This is a genomic window from Chryseobacterium sp. MYb264 (assembly GCF_035974275.1).
In the GTDB taxonomy this organism is placed as follows: Bacteria; Bacteroidota; Bacteroidia; order Flavobacteriales; family Weeksellaceae; genus Chryseobacterium.
In genome coordinates, this window is sequence record NZ_CP142422.1 from 1,606,295 (window position 1) to 1,625,612 (window position 19,318).

Genomic DNA, 19,318 nt, shown 5'->3' on the forward strand with positions numbered 1-19,318 from the left:
CTTTTTTATCAAATTATCCGTGAGCCGCTTCAGAAACTTCTTTCCAGTCGTTCCAGACCTGAAGTTTTTCTGCATATACCCTCTCTGTTTTTCTCAGTCCTACTTTTCCTAAGAATAAACGAAGTGGCGGGTTTTCACTGTCAATTAATTTTAAAATTGCAGGAACGGTTGCTTCCGGTTTTCCATAATCCTCAGGTAATAAACCTTCAGCTTCTCCCAAACTAGATTTCAAAGCATCATAAGCAGGAATAGCATCACCGTGAACTGCAGAACTTCCACCAAAATCTGTTGTGTAACCGTTGGGTTCAATCATCGTTACATTGATTCCGAAAGGTTTTACTTCTGTTGCTAAAGCTTCACTGAAACCTTCCACTGCAAATTTTGTTGCATTATAAATCCCCAAAGTCGGCAAACTCCAAACGCCTAAAACACTCGATAACTGAATTACGTGACCGCTTTCTTGCGCTCTGAAAATCGGTAAAGCCGCCTGTGTTACCCAAAGAGTTCCGAAAACATTGGCTTCAAAAACATCTTTGGTTACTTTTTCTCCTACTTCTTCCACTGCTCCGAAAACACCATAACCAGCATTATTGATAACAACATCTAAACTACCGAAGTGATTTTTAGCTTTATTTACAGCTTCAAAAACAGCTTCTCTGTCGGTAATGTCTAAAGAGATAGGAAGGAAAGAGTCGGGATACTGTTCTGCCAAATCTTTGTATGCTTCAATATTTCTTGATGTTGCTGCAACTTTGTCTCCTCTTTTAAGGAATGCTTCTGTCCAAAGTTTTCCAAATCCTCTTGATGCTCCTGTGATAAAAATTGTCTTTTCCATTTTTAAAAATTTTAATTGTTTTGTTCTTTAATTTTGATAGGACAAAGTTATATAGCATCACAGCCTGACTTGTAGCTCATATCAGCGGAAGAATAGCACAGAATTACGGAAAGTCATTTTGATTTAATTTTAAAATAAAATCGGAAGAAAATTCTCCCGACTTATTAAGCTAAGCTTAAATATTATTTTTCAAATGTGCTTCAAATGATGACAATTCCTGTTCTATATTTGGGTTTTTAAAAACATCATAGAATGCAAATGTCGGCAAGGGCTTAACTCCTACGAACTGAAGTGTTACAGTGAAAGGCTTGGTAAATTCTTCCATAGAAAAATCTTCAAGGAGCTGACCAGAGTTTCTAAACGTTTCCTCGGGAGCATTCCAGGTGTTTACAATCATTCCTTTGCTTTGCAAAAGACCGCCTGTACCATAGTTTCCTCCATTATTCCTACCATCTCCGGCGTAGATTTTTCCATAGCCGCTCATAAAAACTTTATCGATATAGTCTTTTGTTTTTGCTGGCATTCCAAACCAGTTAATTGGGAAATGAAAAAGTACAAAATCTGCACTCACCCACTTTTCGATTTCCTGTGGAATTTCGTAGCCATTATCAATTACTGTTTCGAGAATTTCGTAGCCTTTTTGTTCGAAAACACTTTTACTTTTTTCAAAAATCGTTTTATTCAGATTTCCTTCTGCAATTTGTGGCCATTTGATATGACCGTTGATGATTAATGCTTTCATTTAATTATAAGTATTTTCCAAGGTTAAGTTCGACATCGCCATAGGTTTGTAATCCTTGGTCTAAAAGTTTTTTAATTCTGTTTCTTGCTTCAGGCTCTGTTAATGATACAAAGAAGGCTATCTGTGTTTCCATAATATGTTCATTTTTAGGAATAATTACTCTTTCATTCATCGTTGCCTTGATTTTCTTGATAATTTTCAAATCAAAAGAGTCAATTCTTTTGGCTAAGTTTTCTACAAAAGCATCTAATTCATCATCTGGAAATGCACGGTTAATCCAACCATAATCAGCGGCAGTTTGAGCATTATAATCGTCACCACTCAGAATAATTTCCAAGGCTCTGGCTTTTCCTGTTAAAAGATGAAGGCGCTCTAATCCGCCACCGCCGGGAAAAGAACCGATTCCGATTTCGGGTTGAGCGAAAAATGCTTTTTCCTGACTTGCAAAACGCATATCGAAAGCCTGAATAAACTCGCTTCCCAATCCTCTCGCTCTTCCTCTAATCGATGCAATGCTTACAAACGGAGCTTGTTCAAGACGTTTTGCAACATCAGGCCAAGATTTTGAAAGTCCGGTTTTTCCCTCTCCTTTAGGAAAATCAAAAATATTGACCAATTCTGCGTGAGCAACATAAAATTCTGGATTGGAACTTTCAAAAACTACTACTTTTAAGTTTTCGTTAGCTTCGAGTTCATCCATTAATGTTCTTAATTGAACCGAAAATTCAGGGTCAAATACATTTACCGGAGGATGATTGATGGCTACTTTCCAATAGCTCTCTGTAATTTTCTGTGTTGTAAAAATCATAGTAATTTCTTTTTTAAAGTTTATTTGTAACTGGATAAAATCTTCTTCAAATTGACAAGTGAGAATATTTCATTATTTTTGCTTGCAAATTGAAAGTGTAAAGATATAAATTAACTTGCAAAATGCAAGTAAAATATTTATGGTAAAAAAAAATAGAAATTCTGGATGTCCGGTAAGTAACTCATTGGATATTTGGGGCGACAAATGGAGCTTGCTGATTGTGAGAGATTTGATGTATGCAAAACAATGTACATACGGGGATTTTTTGAAATCAGAAGAAAAAATAGCCACCAATATTTTGGCGACGAAACTTCAAATTTTAGAAACCGAAGAAATAATTTCCAAATCGCAACATCCTGAAAGTAAAGCAAAATTTTTGTATAAACTGACCGAAAAAGGTATTAGTCTGCTACCCGTTCTAATAGAGATTTATTTGTGGGGCGAACAATATTTTGAACTGTCTGAAAACCATAAAAAATTTCTACAGGATGTAAAAAAAGACAAAGAAGCTTTTTTAAAAAGGGTGCAAGAAAATCTCAGAAAATCACTTTAATTATCATTAAATAAATAGAAAGCAATTACGTAAATACTGTCGTCAATGAAAAACTCTATAAAAACTTTCGAATCGCATCACAAAAAACTAGGTTTGATTTCTTTTAATTCCGAAACTTTGGATTTTGTGAATGGAGAAACATTTAGACCTTACATTAAAGTTTTATTTGTTCCTGCAGGTTATTCTTTGACAGTAGATTTCAATGTTTATGAAACTAAAACTCCAGCTTTGTTTTTCATTAATACCAATCAACATCTTGATATTGAGACAGGAACTAACGATGATGCTTTTTTGATTCATTACAACAGAGATTTTTACTGTATTCAGATTCACGATGAAGAAGTGGCTTGTGACGGACTTTTATTCAATAATATTTTTGAAATTCCAAAGGTAGATTTGCTGGAAGACGAGCTGAAAACGGTGTCGCAATTATTTAATCAAATCAATGATGAACTAAATTTTCAAGACCGTTCGTCTGAAGAAATGATTAGAACCTATCTAAAGCAAATCATTATTCGCGCTACAAGGCAATGGAAAAAACAAAATCTCCAGACTGAAGAGCTTAATCTCATCAATGCTGAACAGGATTTTTTCCGAAATTTCAGCCGTCTCGTAGATATTCATTACAAAGAAAAGCACAGCGTAGCTGATTATGCAGACCTTCTGAATCTGGCTCCTAAAACGCTTTCCAATAAATTTCATAAACTCAATCTTGAAAATCCGAATGAGATGATCAAGAACAGAATTATTCTAGAGGCAAAGAGATTATTACTTTACAGTGAGTTAAGCATCAAAGAAATTGCCTATCAATTAGGATATGAAGACCCAGCGTATTTCAATCGGATGTTTGCGCAAAAATCTGGGAAAACTCCGGCGGTTTTCAGGAAAGAAATTAAGGCTTGATTCAAATACTTTCCAATAAAAGGAAAAAAGTACAATTTTTATCGACTTTTTAATCTTTATTTAGACTAGCTATGTGGCATACCTTTGTCTCATCAAAAAATAACAATCTAAAAAAAGGATTATGAAAACTATCTATTTAAAAGCATTAACATTAGCTTCATTCGCAATCTTCAATTCTAACATTATTGCACAGTCCAATCCCGCATCTCAAGACTCGAATATTGGCAGAGAAACCAGAGAATTTTTAAAAGCTCTGAACAGTGGAGACGGAAAACCATTGGAAACCTTAGCCCCAAAAGATGCAAGATTGGTTTTAGTAGGTGCTCAAAAATCTGTAAACTTCGATTATTCTGACATTGAAGAATCTGAAAGAACCATTACTCAAGACGGACAAACAGTAAAAATCCACATTATAAAACCAAAAGACGCAAAAGCAGGACTTCCTGTGTTTATGTTCTTTCACGGTGGCGGTTGGGTTTTGGGAGATTATCCTACTCATAAAAGACTGGTTCGTGACTTGGTGGTAAATAGTGGCGCTGTCGCAGTTTTCCCTGATTATACACCATCTCCAGAAGCTAGATTTCCTGTTGCCATCAATCAGGCTTATGCAGCAACCAAATGGGTTTCTGAACACGGAAGAGAAATTGGTGTTGACAGTAGTAGACTTGCTGTTGCAGGAAATAGTGTGGGTGGAAATATGGCAGCTGTGGTTGCATTGATGGCGAAAGATAAAAAAGGACCTGAACTAAAACAGCAAGTGATTTTGTGGCCAGTTACAGATTCAGATTTCAGCAGAGCTTCTTATACTAAATATGCTCAGGAAAGATTTTTAACAACCCCATTGATGAAATGGATGTGGGATAATTATCTTCCTGATTTAAAAGAACGAAATAATAAGTACGCTTCTCCACTGAAAGCTTCTTTGGAAGAATTAAAAGGTTTACCTCCTGCTTTAGTTCAGGTTGCCGAAAATGATATTTTGCACGACGAAGGTGTGGCTTACGGAAGAAAACTGGATGACGCAGGAGTTCCGGTAACTCTTACAGAATACAAAGGTTTCATCCATGATTACGGAATGTTAAATCCTCTGGCTCACATTCCTGCTGTACAAGAATCAGTTCTGGATGCGGCTAACGCTCTTAAAAAAGTACTTTTTTCAAAATAACTTCAGTTAATTCTAATGATCTTGAGAGAATTAGATTTTCTCAAGGTTATTTACTGGATTAATATGGTATGAATCCAGAATAAAATCTTCAAGAATTACTGTATGAAGCCTTGACTCTTAAAACAGCGCACTTGATAAATAAAAATAAAAAAAACAGACAAGTCTGTCTATGTTCGAATTAAAGTTGTACTTTTGTCTCATCAAAATAAAATTATGCTATCACCAAGAGAAAGAATTATAGAAACAACCCTTATTTTATTTGCAAATCAAGGATATAATTCCACAGGAGTTAATCAAATTATTTCTGAAGCAAACGTTGCCAAGGCAAGTTTTTATCAACATTTTAAATCCAAAGAAGATTTATGCGTTGCTTTCCTAGATGCGAGACATACCTATTGGTTTAATGAACTGAATAATTTCATTAGCGCTAAAGAAGATATAAAGTCAAAAATAATTTCATCATTTGACTTTTTAATATTTATGAATTCTAAGGAAAATTTCAGAGGATGCAGCTTCCTGAATATCTTATCTGAAATTCCAAATGATAATATTAAAATTCTGAAAGCAATTCAGCAACACAAAAAGGATCTTCGAAGTTTTTTTTTATCACTTATCAAAGATGAAGATATTTCAGATCACATTTACATGCTTTTTGAGAGCTCTATCATTGAAAGTCAAATGTTTAAATCAAATCAATTAATAGAAAAATCAAAAACAATTATTAACAATTTAATATATTAAAAAAATGGAACAGAAACACCCACTACCACCGTTTACATTAGAAACTGCATTACAGAAAATACAATTTGCAGAAGATGCCTGGAACTCTCAGGACCCTGAAAAAATATCCAAAGCTTACACAATTGACAGTGAATGGAGAAATCGAGATAAATTCGTAAACGGTAGGGAAGAAATTGTAGAATTTCTTAGCACTAAATGGAAAAAGGAACTAAACTATAAGCTTAAAAAAGAATATTGGGCTCACACAGAAAACCGTATTGCCGTAAGATTCGAATATGAATATATGACTCAAGAGGGCAATTGGTTTAGATCTTATGGAAATGAAAATTGGGAATTTGATGAAAATGGTTTAATGATGAAAAGATATGCAAGCATCAACGATTTAGCAATCAACGAGGAAGATCGAAAGTTTAAATAATTGAAATTAAAAGAGGATTTGCAGAAAAGGGATTTGTCCCAGTTGCTAATCCTATTTTTATTTATAAACAAAAGAACAAATTAAAACTGCAATATATTTTAGCTGATGACAGACTTAAACATAACAGTTACAAGTATTAAGTAAAACATCCGTGCTACTTTTATATATATTACAGATTAAATTAAGGATCTGGAATTTTCATATTTTTTATTTGGTGCGCTGAAATATATAGTTACTTAATTTTAATATTAATCTTTGATTCTTACTTTATAAATAAATTATAAAGCAAGGACTTAAATCAAATACATTTTATCAATTCTACTTGAAATATTGTACAATTATTTCATATTTTTGTATCAATATTTCATTATATGAAAATTTTAAATCAATTTGAACCATTGATGATTGAGGAGATTGAAGGTTTGTGTGAGACCTCTTCTCATCATTCACATACTTATTATGAGTTGGTCTATATCAATTCAGGGAAAGGAGTGCATTATCTAAATGATGACACTATTCCCTATCAGGATGGAGACTTATTTCTAGTTGCTCCCGGTGAATTTCATTCATTTGAGATGGAAGATATGACTCATTTTACATATATCAAATTTACTGAAGCTTATTTTGAAAGTAAAAAGCATCTTGCGCCTGACGAATTCAAAATAGGTTCTCCGGAAATTTTGATGGAAATGAAATGGCTGAAAGAAGTGAAGATTTGCATCAAAGAGCCCTGTAATCATATTCTGAAATCAACGATCAATAATCTGGTTGTTTACAGCAAACATAAAAATATCAGTAATTCACCGATTGCTTATTATCAGATTTTAAGCATCTTCGGAATGATAAAAGAAATTATCAAAGACCGAGGTGAAGGTTTATTTAAGCAGGAACTGAATTTTGAAAAATTGATTTCATTTATTCACGAAAACATTTATAATAGAGACAAACTTAGTGTAAAAGCAGTGTCATTATGTTTCAATATTTCACCTACTTATTTTAGCAACTATTTCAAACGTCATTTTAATATTTCTTACCAGGAATATCTGGACACTTATCGAGTGGCACTCATAGAAAAAAGATTAGAAATCGGAGGTCTTAAACTTAAGCAAATCGCAGAAGAATTTGGCTTTACCGATGTGAGTCATCTTTCGAAAACCTTTAAAAAGATCAAAGGCAAATCACCGAAAGATCATATTAAAGAAACAGTAAACTCTAATTAATAAGAAAAAATATGGATGAGAAAAATTTCTCATCCATATTTTTATACAGGTTGATTATACAATTCCGATTGCTGCTGCTTGCTGAGTTCATCAAAAATCTTATAATCAACATAACCCTCAGCAGAAAAACCATAAAAAGTATCACGGTCGGGAGGTGTCAACGGAAGATTGTTTTTTAGTCTGTGAACAAGATCCGGATTTGAAATTAAAGGGCGACCAAAAGCCACAAGATCTGCAAGATTTTCTTTAATTAAATCTTCTGCTTTTTCTTTTGTCAAAAATCCTGCGAATATGATATTCCCGTTGTACCAATTTCTGAACTTTTTGATAAAATCAAAATGATCATTGTGTAAAGTTCCCTGATCGTGAAGATGAACGTATGCAATTTCATGCTTAGAAATCTCTTTAGCGATATATTCGTAAAGTTCATTTATTCCATCAAACAAAGACATATCGTGTTGTGTTCCATAAGGCGAAAATCGAATACCAATTTTATCTGCTCCAATGGCTTCTGAAATAGCATCAATAACTTCAAGAACGAATCGAGCACGATTCTCAACCGATCCACCATATTGATCCGTACGAAGATTGGTATCCGGATTTAAAAACTGATCAATTAAATAACCATTCGCCGCGTGAATTTCAATACCGTCAAATCCAGCATCTATTGCATTTTTAGCAGACTTGATGTAATCTTCGATGATTTCTGAGATTTCTGATGTTACAAGTGCTCTTGGTTCGCTTACCTGTACTCTACCTTCAACACCATCTTCAATTCCCCACGCTGTACTGTCTTTGGCAAGAATTGCTGAAGGAGCAACAGGCTGAAAATGATTAGGCTGATTTGAAATATGTGAAACTCTCCCAACGTGCCATAACTGCGTGAATATTTTTCCACCAACGGAATGAACACCCTCCGTTACTTGCTTCCAGCTCTCTCTTTGCGCCGCATTATATAAACCCGGAACGTAGAGATATCCCATTGATGTTTCAGAGATAGAAGTTCCTTCGGTAATAATTAATCCTACAGATGCTCTTTGTTTGTAGTATTCGGCGTTCATTGTTGTCATAATACCATTTTTAGAACGGGTACGCGTCATTGGTGCCATTACAATTCTGTTTTCCAAAACTGTTTCTTTCAAATTAAATTTATCGAATAACATAAAATTATTTTTTAACAAAATTAGGAGAGACAAATCGCTTAATTATGTAAAATAGTTTCATTTATTTGTACGAAAATTTCATAAAGTAAATTTATTTTTTGTTTAGAATTTACCCAACTAATTCTTAATTAGTCCACGAATTTTTGTAAGTTCGTTTGAAGGAATTCTAACAAAGCTATTGTGAGAGGAAGTCTAAAAATTTAGCTGCGTTTGAAGAACAGTTTTGGCAAGTTTATTTCCTTCGCTCTATCTTATAATTTCAAAAGAGAAGAAATTAAATTAACAGTAAAATGAGTCTGAATTATATCTTATCATTTTTAATATCAGGAGGAATATTACTATTAGCATTCATTCTGCTAATTAACCCATTGAACACCAATAAAAAAGGAAATTTTTACTTTGGATTATTTTTATTAGTTTGGTCAACATTCTGGTTAGACGAAGCATTTGATTCTCAAGAATTTATTAACAATACATTATTCATAGTAGTTAAAAATTTCATACAATTTTTAGCTCCCAATCTTTTTTACATCAGTATAAAATATTATACAAACCCATCATACAAATTTGGGAAAAGAGATTTGGGATTATTTTTATTACCTCCGCTATATCTTCTTTCATTACTTTATCGCACCTCTTTTGACAGCAACTTTTCAAAAACTCTAAACCTTACACTAATTATTGGTAATGCGTTGTACCATACGATATTATCATATATTACTGTACTAAAGCATCAGAACAATATTGAGTCATTTGTTTCAAATAAGGAATCGGTAGATTTAAACTGGATCAAGAATATAATCTATATCATTATTGGCGCGATCATCCTATCTGCTTTATATGGCACTTTCATTGATCCTAAATCTTTGAATATTTATGTGAATATCTGCTTTTTAGCAGTAGTCTATATGATTGCCTATTATTCCATCAAACGAGGAGAAATTTATCCTAAGAAATTGGATATAACTGAGATTGTAGAGAATGATAATTCAGAAGTTGAAACCCAAAAAAGTAAAGACCTTATAAGTGCTACAGATCTGGAAATTTTAAAAGAGAAGCTGCTTCATCTGATGGATTCTGAAAAACCCTATTTGGACAGTGAATTAAATCTGGTAAAACTTGCAGACAAACTATCTTTATCCACACATCAACTCTCATATATTATAAATAATGGTTTTAACGAAAACTTTTTTCAGTTTATTAATAAATACAAAGTGGAAAAAGCTCAGGAATTATTAACAAGCCCCGAATATTCTCATTATACAATTATAGCGATCGGTTATGAAGCTGGGTTCAATTCTAAAACCGCATTTAATACAACTTTTAAAAAAATCACATCCTATACACCCACAGAGTATCGAAAAATTCGTTCCAACTTATAAAACAGAACTAACAACATTCTGATTTAAAGATCATTATAAAAAACCCACACTATATGTTCTATTCTATCCATTGGAGCATATCACTATAGCTACCGATTTACTTTTGTCTAAAAATATAGACAGATATTACAATGAATAATTCATATGCGGTAGTCACTGGAGCTAGCCAAGGGCTAGGAAAATCTTTTGCAAAAGAATTGGCAAAAAAGGGAATTAATTTAATCTTAATAAGTTTGCCTAATCAGGATCTGGGAGAATTAAGTAGTCATTCCTTAAAAACCAAGTAATATTTTGATTATCAGTTTTTATGCACTTATATTTCGTAAAAAATCGTTGTAAAAAATTGCAATAAATTGTATTTTTAGGATATAAAAAGTGGCAAAATGTTAGGCAAAATAAGAGAGGATTTACAGCAGAATTTATTCAAGACCAGGCTTACGGAGCTTATTAATATGGAGCATCCGGTGGTAAAATTAGCTGGGGAGATTTCCTGGGATAAAATGGAGTCAGAGTTTGAGAAATTATTTTCAGAAAACGGAAGACCTTCTATTGCTATCCGTAAAATAGCAGGAATGCTTTTGCTCAAGGAAATGTTTAAAGAAAGTGATGAAAGTGTAATAGAGAGATGGATTGAGAATGCGTATTGGCAATATTTTACCGGAGAAACCTTTTTCCAGACAGAGCAGCCTTTCGATCCGAGCAATTTTGTACACTTCAGAAAAAGAATTGGAGATAAGGGTTTGGAATTTCTTTTGGGACAAAGCGTTTCTCTCCATCCCAAAGCCAAAACAGAAGATGAAGTTCAGGTAGATACGACGGTTCAGGAGAAGAACATTACCTTTCCTACCGATGCCAAATTAGCAAAAAAAGTAATCGACAATTGTAGAAAAATAGCAGAAAAAGAGAGCGTTGTACAAAGACAAAGCTACAGAAGAGTGAGCAAACAATTATTGCGGGACGCTTTTTTTGGACATCATCCCAGAAGACAGAAGAAGGCAAAAATGGCGAGGAAAAAGCTCAGGACGATTGGTAAAAGAGTTCTTCGGGAATTGGAAAGAAAACTTCCTAAAGATGTTTTGAAAGGCTACGAAGACGTTTTTAAAATTTACCTTAAAGCACTCACCCAAGAACGTACCACGAAAGATAAAATTTACAGTCTTCACGAGCCACAAGTTGCGTGTATTGCGAAAGGAAAATCGGGAAAAGCATACGAGTTTGGGACAAAAGTAGCAGTAGTAAGAGGTCGGAAAACAGGGATCATCAGCTCGGTAAAGAGATTTTCTGGCAATCCTCACGATAGTAAAACTCTTGAAGAATCATTGGCACAGAGTGAGAGGGTAAGAAAATCCGTTGGCGGAACAAGACCTACGAAAGCCACTACAGACAGAGGATTTAAAGGAATCAAAGAAGTGGAAGGAACAGCAATTTTGCTTCCCGCAAAAAAAGAAAAAACAAAATATGGGCAACAAGTAGCCAGATTAAGATTCCGGGCAAGAGCAGCCATAGAACCTTGTATCTCTCATTTAAAAAGAAACCACTCCTTAGGATTAAACTTCCTGAAAGGAGTGGCTGGAGATATTAATAATGCATTATTAGCAGGGATTGGATACAATTTGAAGATGAGATTGAATCAAATCAAACAACAAATTCTTCTTTGGCTCGAACTTGTTCTCCGAATCTTTTTAGGCAAATATAATTTTCAAAGTCAAAAAACAGCTTTTTAAGGAGCGACTAAGTAAAAATTTGCACAAGGAATTTGGAGTGCAGGTCGTTTTTAAAGAAACTGATTTAAGCATAACAGAAAATGTGCTTTCAACCTCAAATTGGATCAATGAAAACTATAATGTTTCTATCCTTGTAAATAATGCAGGAATTGGCGGAACGAAAAAATTTGAAGACACAACGGTAACTTATATTGAAAAAATTATTCAGCTGAATGTTGTAGCAACGTCCCTATTGACGCATCAACTATTGCCCAATCTTAAAAAGCAAAGCAAGGCGTACATTTTAAATGTATCAAGTCTTGCCGCTTTATCACCGATTGGTTATAAAACCGTTTATCCCGCATCAAAGGCATTTGTACATTCTTTTTCAAGAGGATTATATCAGGAATTAAAAGACACGAATGTTTTTGTGAGTGTCGTAAATCCTGGAGCTATGGCTACGAATCCTGAAGTGAGTAAAAGAATTGAACAGCAGGGAATTTTAGGCAAACTCACCTTATTAGATCCCGACAAAGTAGCTCGAAAGTGTATAAAAAGAGTGTTAAAAAGAGATACCGTGATTGTTGTGAACCCTTTAAGTTGGCTGTTATTGCACATTCTGCCGATATGGATTAGACTGCCTTTAATGACTAATGCAATAAAACGTGAAGTACAATAAGAATGCAAAAAATATTTATAACAGGTTTAACAGGCTTACTCGGTACAAATTTAGCTGAAGATTTGCTTCAACAAGACTTTCACGTTACAGCCTTGGTGCGAGATATATCAAAATTTACCGAACTAAAACATCCTAACTTGCATTTGATTCAGGGTAATTTACTCGATGATATTACTCCATATCTTACAGATATAAGTGTATTTATTCATATTGCAGCAGAGACCAATCAGAATTTACTCAGATTAAGCGATTACAGCAAACTAAATGTGGATGCAACAAAACATTTGTTTTCAACCTGTAAGATGGCTGGAATAAAGAAATTTATATTTGTAAGCTCTGCAAATACGATGGGTTACGGTTCGGAAACTGATTTAGGAAATGAAAAGCTTCCAATGAAATCTCCTTTTACAAAATCGTTTTATGCGCAAAGCAAATGGGAAGCCGAACAATTTCTTCTCAATAATTCTAATGGTATTAAAACGATCATCCTTAATCCTACATTTATGCTTGGTAAGTATGACAGCAAACCGAGTTCAGGAAAAATTATCCTAATGGGCTGGAAAAAGAAAATTGTTTTCTATCCACCGGGAGGGAAAAATTTTGTGGCTGTGAAAGATGTATCTAACGCTATAATCAAAAGTATTTATTTAGGAAAAAGTGGTGAAAGATATCTAATTTGCAACGAAAATTTAAGCTACAGTACTTTCTTTAAACGATTAAATCTCATTACCAATCAAAAGCCTTTAATGATAAAAATACCAAAACACATTTTAATTCCCATTGGGTATTTTGGCGATCTTCTTCGAATACTGAATATTAAAACCAGCATCAGCAGTGTAAATATGAAGATACTTTGTATCAATAATTATTTTAGCAATGAAAAATCTACAAATGATTTGAAAATGAATTATCAATCTATTGATCGCTCAATATGGGAAGCTGTTAATTATTTTAGGAGAAATAAAAGTTAAATATCATGTAACTCAGACGAAAATTGCTTATTAAGTTAGACATTCTAAAATTTATCATTGACTCAATATTTTATACCAACAATACACGTACTTAATCTCAATAGAATTCCAAGCAATATTATTAATAAAACAGAGATTTTTTCTGTGGTCTTTTAGCATTGAGTTTATATTTATAACTTAAATACCATTTAACACCTTCAAAATATTATCAATATCTGCTAATAAATGGTTTTGATAGAGTCCTGTTAAGTTCACAAGACCGACATTTGAAGCTTTTTCGCTTCTTTGTCGGTTTTTCAAATATATAACTATCTGTTTTACTGCAACATACAAACTTTTCAAAATGGTTTGATGTTATAATTTTCAACAATAAAGCCTTTTGGTTACCAATCATTCAAAAGGCTGATTGTCAATATTTTACAAAAAAAAAAAAAAAAAAAACAGCAATATTCATTTTAAAATAATGCTGTTTTTTTGTCAACAAGACAGGATTCAAACAATCCTCAAAGTACCATCAAAAGGGAGAAAATGTAAAAGAAAATTACGATAAAAATTCTTTTAAAGTAATTTTGACTAATAAATGTAAAAAATCAAGTATCTTATCTAATTCTTCTTCATCTACTTCTATATCATTATCAAGCAATATTTTCAAAGCTTGTTTTGTAGAAATTTTCTTGAAATTACTTAATAAATATTCGTCATCCATACATCTATCAAACTATTTTTTAATTCAATATTTTTAACTAAGAGGTTGTACATTTAAGTATAATACCTCTAAAAATTTAATTTTAACTTGATAAGAATTTTACGATTGTACAAACCGCTAAATTTTTATTTTCAAAATTTAGTATATACTTTAGAGAATTACTTTAGTTTAAATCCTTTTTCCTCTACTGTAATACGAAGATTTTGTCTCTCGTGCATATAATCTAAGCTATTAGCAGTATATGCAACATCTTTTTTCCACTTTTTGTCTTTCATTTTTTGTTCTTTTCTGAATTGCTGAAATGATTCTTCATAGGTATCTAATGCCTCTAATGAATTAACAGTATCATAGTTATTATAATGCAGGACTACTTTTTGGTTAGGTCTAGGTCTTATTGCACTTAAATGACTCAGATCAGGTTTACCTACGACCATTCCAAAAGTGACATAGCTATAATCTGGTAAGCCAATCAGTTCTTCTATTTCCCTTGACTGATTACGCATAGCACCTATGTAAACAAAACCAAGCCCCATTGATTCAGCTGCTATAGCAGCATTCTGCGCTGCCAAAGTTGCATCTACAGTTGCCAGATAATCGTGAATTTCTGCATTACCGCCTGCTTGTTTAGCAATAGTATTACTTCTGGATAGAGCTGCGACCCAAAGTAATAGTACCGGAGCCTGCTCGATATTTTTCCAAGTGTTTTTTGATGCGTTGCAATAAAGCTTCTCTTGAAATAAGAGTTTCGTCCTTTTTGATATAAAACTTGGTGGCAATCACCACATCCTTTCGGATATCTTTTACGGCCTTGCCCAACAAAATTTCATTATAACCATTACCATATACTTCTGCAGAATCAAAAAAGCTGCATCCCTGATCAAAGGAATAACGGATTAGATCTATACTATCTTTCTCAGGTAACGAACCATAAACATGGCTTAAACCCATACAGTCATAACCCACAGCACTTACCTTTAAATCTCTTAATTTTCTAAACTGCATATTTCTATCTTTATAATTCACTGAACCATTTTACCACTTCTGGGTCTGTATGATTTTTAAAGGTACTTTTTCCTGTGTCGATAGATTTTATTGTGTCCATATCGGCATCGTCCAATTTGAAGTTAAAGACATTGATATTTTCTTTGATACGCTCCAAGTGAACAGATTTTGGAATGACCACGATACCTCTCTGAATAAGCCAACGCAAGACTACCTGTGCTACCGATTTGTTGTATTTAGCAGCAATGTTTTTTAGTATATCATTATCAAATACGTTCAGCACGCCCTGACCAAACGGTGACCAGGATTGGTGAAGTATGTCATTTTCGATTAGAAATTGATTGTTCTCAATCTGCTGATTGAAAGGGTGCGTTTCAATCTGGTTAATGGCTGGTTTAATTTCATTGTACAGCATAAAATCCATCACTCTGTCCAGGCGGAAATTGCTCACGCCAATTGCACGAATTTTACCCTCTTTGTAGAGTTCTTCCATAGCCCTCCAAGAGCCATAAACGTCGTTAAAAGGTTGGTGGATCAGATAAAGGTCTAAATAGTCCAACCCTAAATTCTTAAGCGAAAGTTCAAAGGCCTTTTTTGTATTTTCATATCCGGCATCCTGCAGCCAAAGTTTAGTCGTAATGAAAAGTTCTTCACGAGCCACTCCGCTGTTTTTAATACCCTTTCCAACGGCTTCTTCATTTCCGTATTTTGAAGCAGTATCAATCAGGCGGTACCCTGCTTTAATAGCTTCTTCTACGCTTTTCTCACATTCGGCCAGGTCATTCATTTGGTAAACACCAAAACCCAGCACTGGCATTTCTACACCATTATTTAATTTTATAAATTCCATTATTCTTTGTTTTATTTTATCCTTGTATTTTCGTTTTCCTTCCAGCAATCAGTTTTTTGAAGGCTGGTATATCGAAAAGATTAGGTAGTGGACCACCATGTAAGTTTTTATTTAAATTGTCGATTGCCGCCATATCGTCAGCACTTAGCTCGAAATCAAAGATGTCAATGTTGTATAATAAACGTTCGTAATGCTGAGACTTAGGAATGGCAATTAAACCATTTTGAATATGCCAGCGGAGTACAATCTGTGCCGTTACTTTTTTATACTTTTCTGCCAACTTGACGATAGTATAATCTTGCAAGAGTCTTATTGGAGTTGCCGGATTACTTGCACTATTAGCTAACTCACCTCCAATCGGCCCCCATGATTCTGTAACAATACCGTGTTTTTTATGGAATTCTCTCAATTCCTTTTGAATAAGATATGGATGAAGTTCTACCTGATTGACTGCTGGTACAACCGAAGTTTCCTTCATTAGGTTTTCGAGATGTTCCGGAGTAAAATTGCTAACACCAATAGCACGAATTTTTTTATCGGCATATAATTTTTCCAACGCCTTATAAGCCTGTACCGTTTTTTCGAAATCCGTAGGCATTGGCCAATGGAGAATATATAAATCCAAATAATCCAATCCCAATAGATTCAGGCTATTATTGAAAGCATTTAAGGCATTATCGTAGCCATAGTCCTCCATCCATAGCTTTGTGGTGACAAATAATTCAGAACGTTTTACTCCACTTCGTTTAATACCTTCCCCTACTTCTTTTTCGTTTCCGTAATTGGTAGCTGTATCCACCAAGCGATAACCATTTTTTAAAGCGAAAGCAACATCATCAGCTGCCTGAATAGTGGGCAATGCAAATGAACCTACTCCAAGTACAGGCATCTCTACCCCATTGTTTAGTTTAATTGTAGGACTTTTAGCAGTTGCTATGCTGGCGTTTTGATTTTCATTATTCATGACGTTATTATTTAACATTGATCCTGCAGAAGCTAAGCCTGATACCGCTAAAGCACCTGAGGCCAAACCTGCCTTTTTGATAAAATCTCTTCTGTTTGACATATTTTTATATTTTGTAATTGGTGATTATTTAATTGTGTAACCTCCATCTGGAACTACTGCTTGCCCTACCATAAAACCAGCAGCTTCACTTGATAACCACAGTACAGTTGAAGCCAGTTCTTCTGCTTTTCCCATTCTACCTCTTGGTATACCACTAATAATAGCATCCATATGTTCAGGGTGATCGGCAACGGCATTGGCAACCATTGGTGTGTCTGTAGTTCCTGGGCAAATACAGTTCACTCGAATTCCTTTAGATGCATATTCCAGGGCAGTTGCCTTGGTTAAACCTACTACTCCGTGCTTGGCAGCAGTGTAAGCTCCTAAGTCGGCAGTGCCCACAATACCACTTTGCGAAGAGCAATTGACGATAGATCCAAAACCTTGTTGGCGCATGATCTGCAATTCATATTTCATGCAAAGCCAAATACCTTTCAGGTTCACTGCGATGGCTCTGTCGAAATCTTCTGATGAAGCATCGGCTGTTTCAGCAACGGCAACATGCATCCCTGCATTGTTGTAAGCAACATCCAACTTTCCAAATTTTTGAACAACTTGTTCTACCAGTTTTTTTACTTCAAATTCGTTGCTAACATCACATTTGATACCGATAACGTCGTAACCTTGGTCATAAAGCGATTTCACAGCTTCATTCAATGCCTCTTTATTAAAATCAGACAGGGCAACGGAAGCTCCTGATTGAGCAAATTGTTTGGCTGTTTCTAAACCTAATCCTGATGCTGCACCAGTAACCAATGCTACTTTATTTTTGAATGATATTTCCATTATTAAAATTTAATCTTTTGTCTATACAAAATTACCAGCTTGAATACAGAGCAGCTTATACCAATTACGGAGATACTGTTACATTTTACGGAATTAGCTGAGATACCATATTTGGATCAGAATTATTTGGATAAATTTGCTTTAGGTAAATAAAAATGCAATGAACAGAATAGTGAATTTTGATACGGTGGACAGTTACAATAAATACGGTGGACAAACTACGGTTAATCCTTTAGTGAGTATTGTAGATCTATCCGAGGGTCCGTTGAATAACTACAGCCAGCTAAATGTGGGTCTATATATCATTGTTTTTAAAGACAAATATTGCGGTGAAATTGAATACGGTAGAAGTTCGTACGATTATAATGAAGGCGCCCTTTTATTTTTTTCACCCGGACAGGTTATACGCTTGGAGGAAACTGAAGAATTAAATCAGCCTAAAGGCTATGCTCTGGCGTTCCATCCAGATTTTCTGCACAGAACATCACTGCTCAAAAATTTTCACGAATATACTTTTTTCAACTATGCAATGAAGGAAGCATTATATATGTCCGAAAATGAACAGACAGATATTCTGGATTGCTTTGCAAGGATAAAATCAGAAATTGAGAGACCAATTGACCAGCACAGCAAGCGCGTAATAATCTCTGCCATCGAATTGTTATTAAGTTATTGTATCCGTTTTTACGACCGTCAGTTTATCACTAGAGAGAAGATGAACTACGGTATTCTTGAAAAGTTTGAAGAGTTACTACGAAATTATTATCAATCCGATTTACCATCTGAATTAGGACTTCCCTCTGTAAATTATTGTGCATCAGAACTATTCCTATCGCCCAATTATTTTGGTGATCTGATCAAAAAAGAAACGGGCAAAACTGCCCATGAATATATTCAAAATTCCATCATTAATCTGGCAAAAAGCAAAGTCGCCGATCCCGCTAAATCATTAAGTGAAATTGCATATGAATTAGGGTTTAAAAATCCTTCCCATTTTTCAAAATTATTCAAGCAGAAGACAGGAAGAACACCACAGGAATACCGGATGAAGGTTTAGCACGTTTAATTCAAAAAAGAATACTTTCTAACACCTTCAAAATATTATCAATCTCTTCTAATAAATGATTTGAGCCAGAGTCCTATGGGCTTAAGGAGATAACGATTTATTAATTGTATATTTTCTCATAGGCATAACATATTATTTATCAAACCGTTACATCTTGACATTTATGGTTTGATTTTTTTCACTTGAAATCTTTAACCTATCTAAAATACGCAGCCTAAAAGTGCTGCATTAAAGATCTCATCGGCATTGAAACGCGGTCTGAAATCCCATTAAGGTTCTAGTTTTTTTCTCTTTTGGTTTATTATGACTTTTTGATACTAAATATAACAATTCTAGTATAATTTTAGCTTCCTTTTCATTTGCCTGAACTCCATTCTTAGCCAGAATAATAATTGCTTGTTACACTTATAACTAGTTTCTATATTTGAAATTCAGAGTCAATAAAGCTTAGTAACCAATTGAAATTAAAATATTTTGAATCTAAAATCCAACAATTAGCAAATTCTGACTTTTGTTATATTTTTCCTTACTTTTATATCATATCAATTGTACCAGCATT

At 34.0% G+C, this 19,318-nt stretch carries 21 protein-coding genes and 1 pseudogene; 12 read left to right on the plus strand and 10 right to left on the minus strand.

Annotated elements, in window-relative coordinates; genetic code table 11:
- Nucleotides 1-13: 13 nt before the first annotated feature.
- The 3 genes from VUJ46_RS06875 to VUJ46_RS06885 form a co-directional block, all read right to left on the minus strand.
- On the minus strand, nucleotides 14-835 hold the full coding sequence (locus VUJ46_RS06875; RefSeq protein WP_326984255.1) for an SDR family NAD(P)-dependent oxidoreductase: 822 nt from the start codon (nucleotides 833-835) through the stop codon (nucleotides 14-16).
- 175 nt (nucleotides 836-1,010) lie between these two features.
- The gene (locus VUJ46_RS06880) at nucleotides 1,011-1,577 is read right to left on the minus strand and encodes an NAD(P)H-dependent oxidoreductase (RefSeq protein ID WP_326984256.1); all 567 of its coding nucleotides are present in this window, start codon (nucleotides 1,575-1,577) and stop codon (nucleotides 1,011-1,013) included.
- Between the two features lie 4 nt (nucleotides 1,578-1,581).
- The gene (locus VUJ46_RS06885; protein WP_326984257.1) at nucleotides 1,582-2,385 is read right to left on the minus strand and encodes an enoyl-CoA hydratase/isomerase family protein; all 804 of its coding nucleotides are present in this window, start codon (nucleotides 2,383-2,385) and stop codon (nucleotides 1,582-1,584) included.
- Nucleotides 2,386-2,617: 232 nt separating this feature from the next.
- Between VUJ46_RS06885 and VUJ46_RS06890 the strand changes: the two genes are divergently transcribed.
- The 6 genes from VUJ46_RS06890 (at nucleotide 2,618) to VUJ46_RS06915 (ending at nucleotide 7,385) form a co-directional block, all read left to right on the plus strand.
- A complete protein-coding gene (locus tag VUJ46_RS06890; RefSeq protein WP_326985077.1) occupies nucleotides 2,618-2,938 on the plus strand; it encodes a winged helix-turn-helix transcriptional regulator in 321 nt (106 codons plus the stop codon).
- A gap of 45 nt (nucleotides 2,939-2,983) precedes the next feature.
- Nucleotides 2,984-3,841, plus strand: a complete 858-nt coding sequence (locus VUJ46_RS06895) for a helix-turn-helix domain-containing protein (RefSeq protein WP_326984258.1) — start codon at nucleotides 2,984-2,986, stop codon at nucleotides 3,839-3,841.
- Between the two features lie 121 nt (nucleotides 3,842-3,962).
- Nucleotides 3,963-5,006, plus strand: a complete 1,044-nt coding sequence (locus VUJ46_RS06900; RefSeq protein WP_326984259.1) for an alpha/beta hydrolase — start codon at nucleotides 3,963-3,965, stop codon at nucleotides 5,004-5,006.
- 213 nt (nucleotides 5,007-5,219) lie between these two features.
- The gene (locus VUJ46_RS06905) at nucleotides 5,220-5,747 is read left to right on the plus strand and encodes a TetR/AcrR family transcriptional regulator (protein WP_326985078.1); all 528 of its coding nucleotides are present in this window, start codon (nucleotides 5,220-5,222) and stop codon (nucleotides 5,745-5,747) included.
- Between the two features lie 4 nt (nucleotides 5,748-5,751).
- On the plus strand, nucleotides 5,752-6,165 hold the full coding sequence (locus VUJ46_RS06910) for a nuclear transport factor 2 family protein (RefSeq protein ID WP_326984260.1): 414 nt from the start codon (nucleotides 5,752-5,754) through the stop codon (nucleotides 6,163-6,165).
- Nucleotides 6,166-6,536: 371 nt separating this feature from the next.
- Nucleotides 6,537-7,385: an AraC family transcriptional regulator gene (locus VUJ46_RS06915; protein WP_326984261.1), complete on the plus strand. Its 849-nt coding sequence runs from the start codon at nucleotides 6,537-6,539 to the stop codon at nucleotides 7,383-7,385.
- Nucleotides 7,386-7,426: 41 nt separating this feature from the next.
- Here the strand turns inward: VUJ46_RS06915 and VUJ46_RS06920 are convergent, their stop codons facing one another.
- Nucleotides 7,427-8,548, minus strand: a complete 1,122-nt coding sequence (locus tag VUJ46_RS06920) for an alkene reductase (RefSeq protein WP_326984262.1) — start codon at nucleotides 8,546-8,548, stop codon at nucleotides 7,427-7,429.
- 290 nt (nucleotides 8,549-8,838) lie between these two features.
- Here VUJ46_RS06920 and VUJ46_RS06925 point away from each other — a divergent pair, with 290 nt between their 5' ends.
- From VUJ46_RS06925 to VUJ46_RS06945, 5 genes and pseudogenes are all read left to right on the plus strand, one after another.
- A complete protein-coding gene (locus VUJ46_RS06925) occupies nucleotides 8,839-9,930 on the plus strand; it encodes a helix-turn-helix domain-containing protein (protein WP_326984263.1) in 1,092 nt (363 codons plus the stop codon).
- Between the two features lie 131 nt (nucleotides 9,931-10,061).
- Nucleotides 10,062-10,193: pseudogene (locus VUJ46_RS06930) on the plus strand (SDR family NAD(P)-dependent oxidoreductase); the annotation flags it as partial.
- Nucleotides 10,194-10,313: 120 nt separating this feature from the next.
- Nucleotides 10,314-11,654 (plus strand): IS5 family transposase, encoded by a 1,341-nt coding sequence (locus tag VUJ46_RS06935; protein ID WP_326981209.1) that lies wholly within the window; start codon nucleotides 10,314-10,316, stop codon nucleotides 11,652-11,654.
- A complete protein-coding gene (locus VUJ46_RS06940) occupies nucleotides 11,626-12,312 on the plus strand; it encodes an SDR family NAD(P)-dependent oxidoreductase (RefSeq protein ID WP_326985079.1) in 687 nt (228 codons plus the stop codon). Before VUJ46_RS06935 ends, VUJ46_RS06940 begins: the two co-directional genes overlap by 29 nt.
- 2 nt (nucleotides 12,313-12,314) lie before the next feature.
- Nucleotides 12,315-13,283, plus strand: a complete 969-nt coding sequence (locus tag VUJ46_RS06945) for an NAD-dependent epimerase/dehydratase family protein (protein WP_326984264.1) — start codon at nucleotides 12,315-12,317, stop codon at nucleotides 13,281-13,283.
- 541 nt (nucleotides 13,284-13,824) lie between these two features.
- Here VUJ46_RS06945 and VUJ46_RS06950 read toward each other — a convergent pair.
- The 6 genes from VUJ46_RS06950 to VUJ46_RS06975 form a co-directional block, all read right to left on the minus strand.
- Complete coding sequence (locus tag VUJ46_RS06950) at nucleotides 13,825-13,989, minus strand: hypothetical protein (RefSeq protein WP_326984265.1); 165 nt, start codon at nucleotides 13,987-13,989, stop codon at nucleotides 13,825-13,827.
- A gap of 158 nt (nucleotides 13,990-14,147) precedes the next feature.
- On the minus strand, nucleotides 14,148-14,678 hold the full coding sequence (locus tag VUJ46_RS06955) for a nitroreductase family protein (RefSeq protein WP_326985080.1): 531 nt from the start codon (nucleotides 14,676-14,678) through the stop codon (nucleotides 14,148-14,150).
- Nucleotides 14,626-14,991, minus strand: a complete 366-nt coding sequence (locus VUJ46_RS06960) for an aldo/keto reductase (RefSeq protein WP_326984266.1) — start codon at nucleotides 14,989-14,991, stop codon at nucleotides 14,626-14,628. Before VUJ46_RS06960 ends, VUJ46_RS06955 begins: the two co-directional genes overlap by 53 nt.
- Nucleotides 14,992-15,001: 10 nt before the next feature.
- The gene (locus tag VUJ46_RS06965; RefSeq protein ID WP_326984267.1) at nucleotides 15,002-15,841 is read right to left on the minus strand and encodes an aldo/keto reductase; all 840 of its coding nucleotides are present in this window, start codon (nucleotides 15,839-15,841) and stop codon (nucleotides 15,002-15,004) included.
- 16 nt (nucleotides 15,842-15,857) lie between these two features.
- On the minus strand, nucleotides 15,858-16,907 hold the full coding sequence (locus VUJ46_RS06970; protein ID WP_326984268.1) for an aldo/keto reductase: 1,050 nt from the start codon (nucleotides 16,905-16,907) through the stop codon (nucleotides 15,858-15,860).
- A gap of 24 nt (nucleotides 16,908-16,931) precedes the next feature.
- On the minus strand, nucleotides 16,932-17,693 hold the full coding sequence (locus tag VUJ46_RS06975) for an SDR family NAD(P)-dependent oxidoreductase (protein WP_326984269.1): 762 nt from the start codon (nucleotides 17,691-17,693) through the stop codon (nucleotides 16,932-16,934).
- A 160-nt stretch (nucleotides 17,694-17,853) separates the two neighbouring features.
- Here VUJ46_RS06975 and VUJ46_RS06980 point away from each other — a divergent pair, with 160 nt between their 5' ends.
- Nucleotides 17,854-18,750: a helix-turn-helix domain-containing protein gene (locus tag VUJ46_RS06980; RefSeq protein ID WP_326984270.1), complete on the plus strand. Its 897-nt coding sequence runs from the start codon at nucleotides 17,854-17,856 to the stop codon at nucleotides 18,748-18,750.
- Nucleotides 18,751-19,318 lie beyond the last annotated feature (568 nt).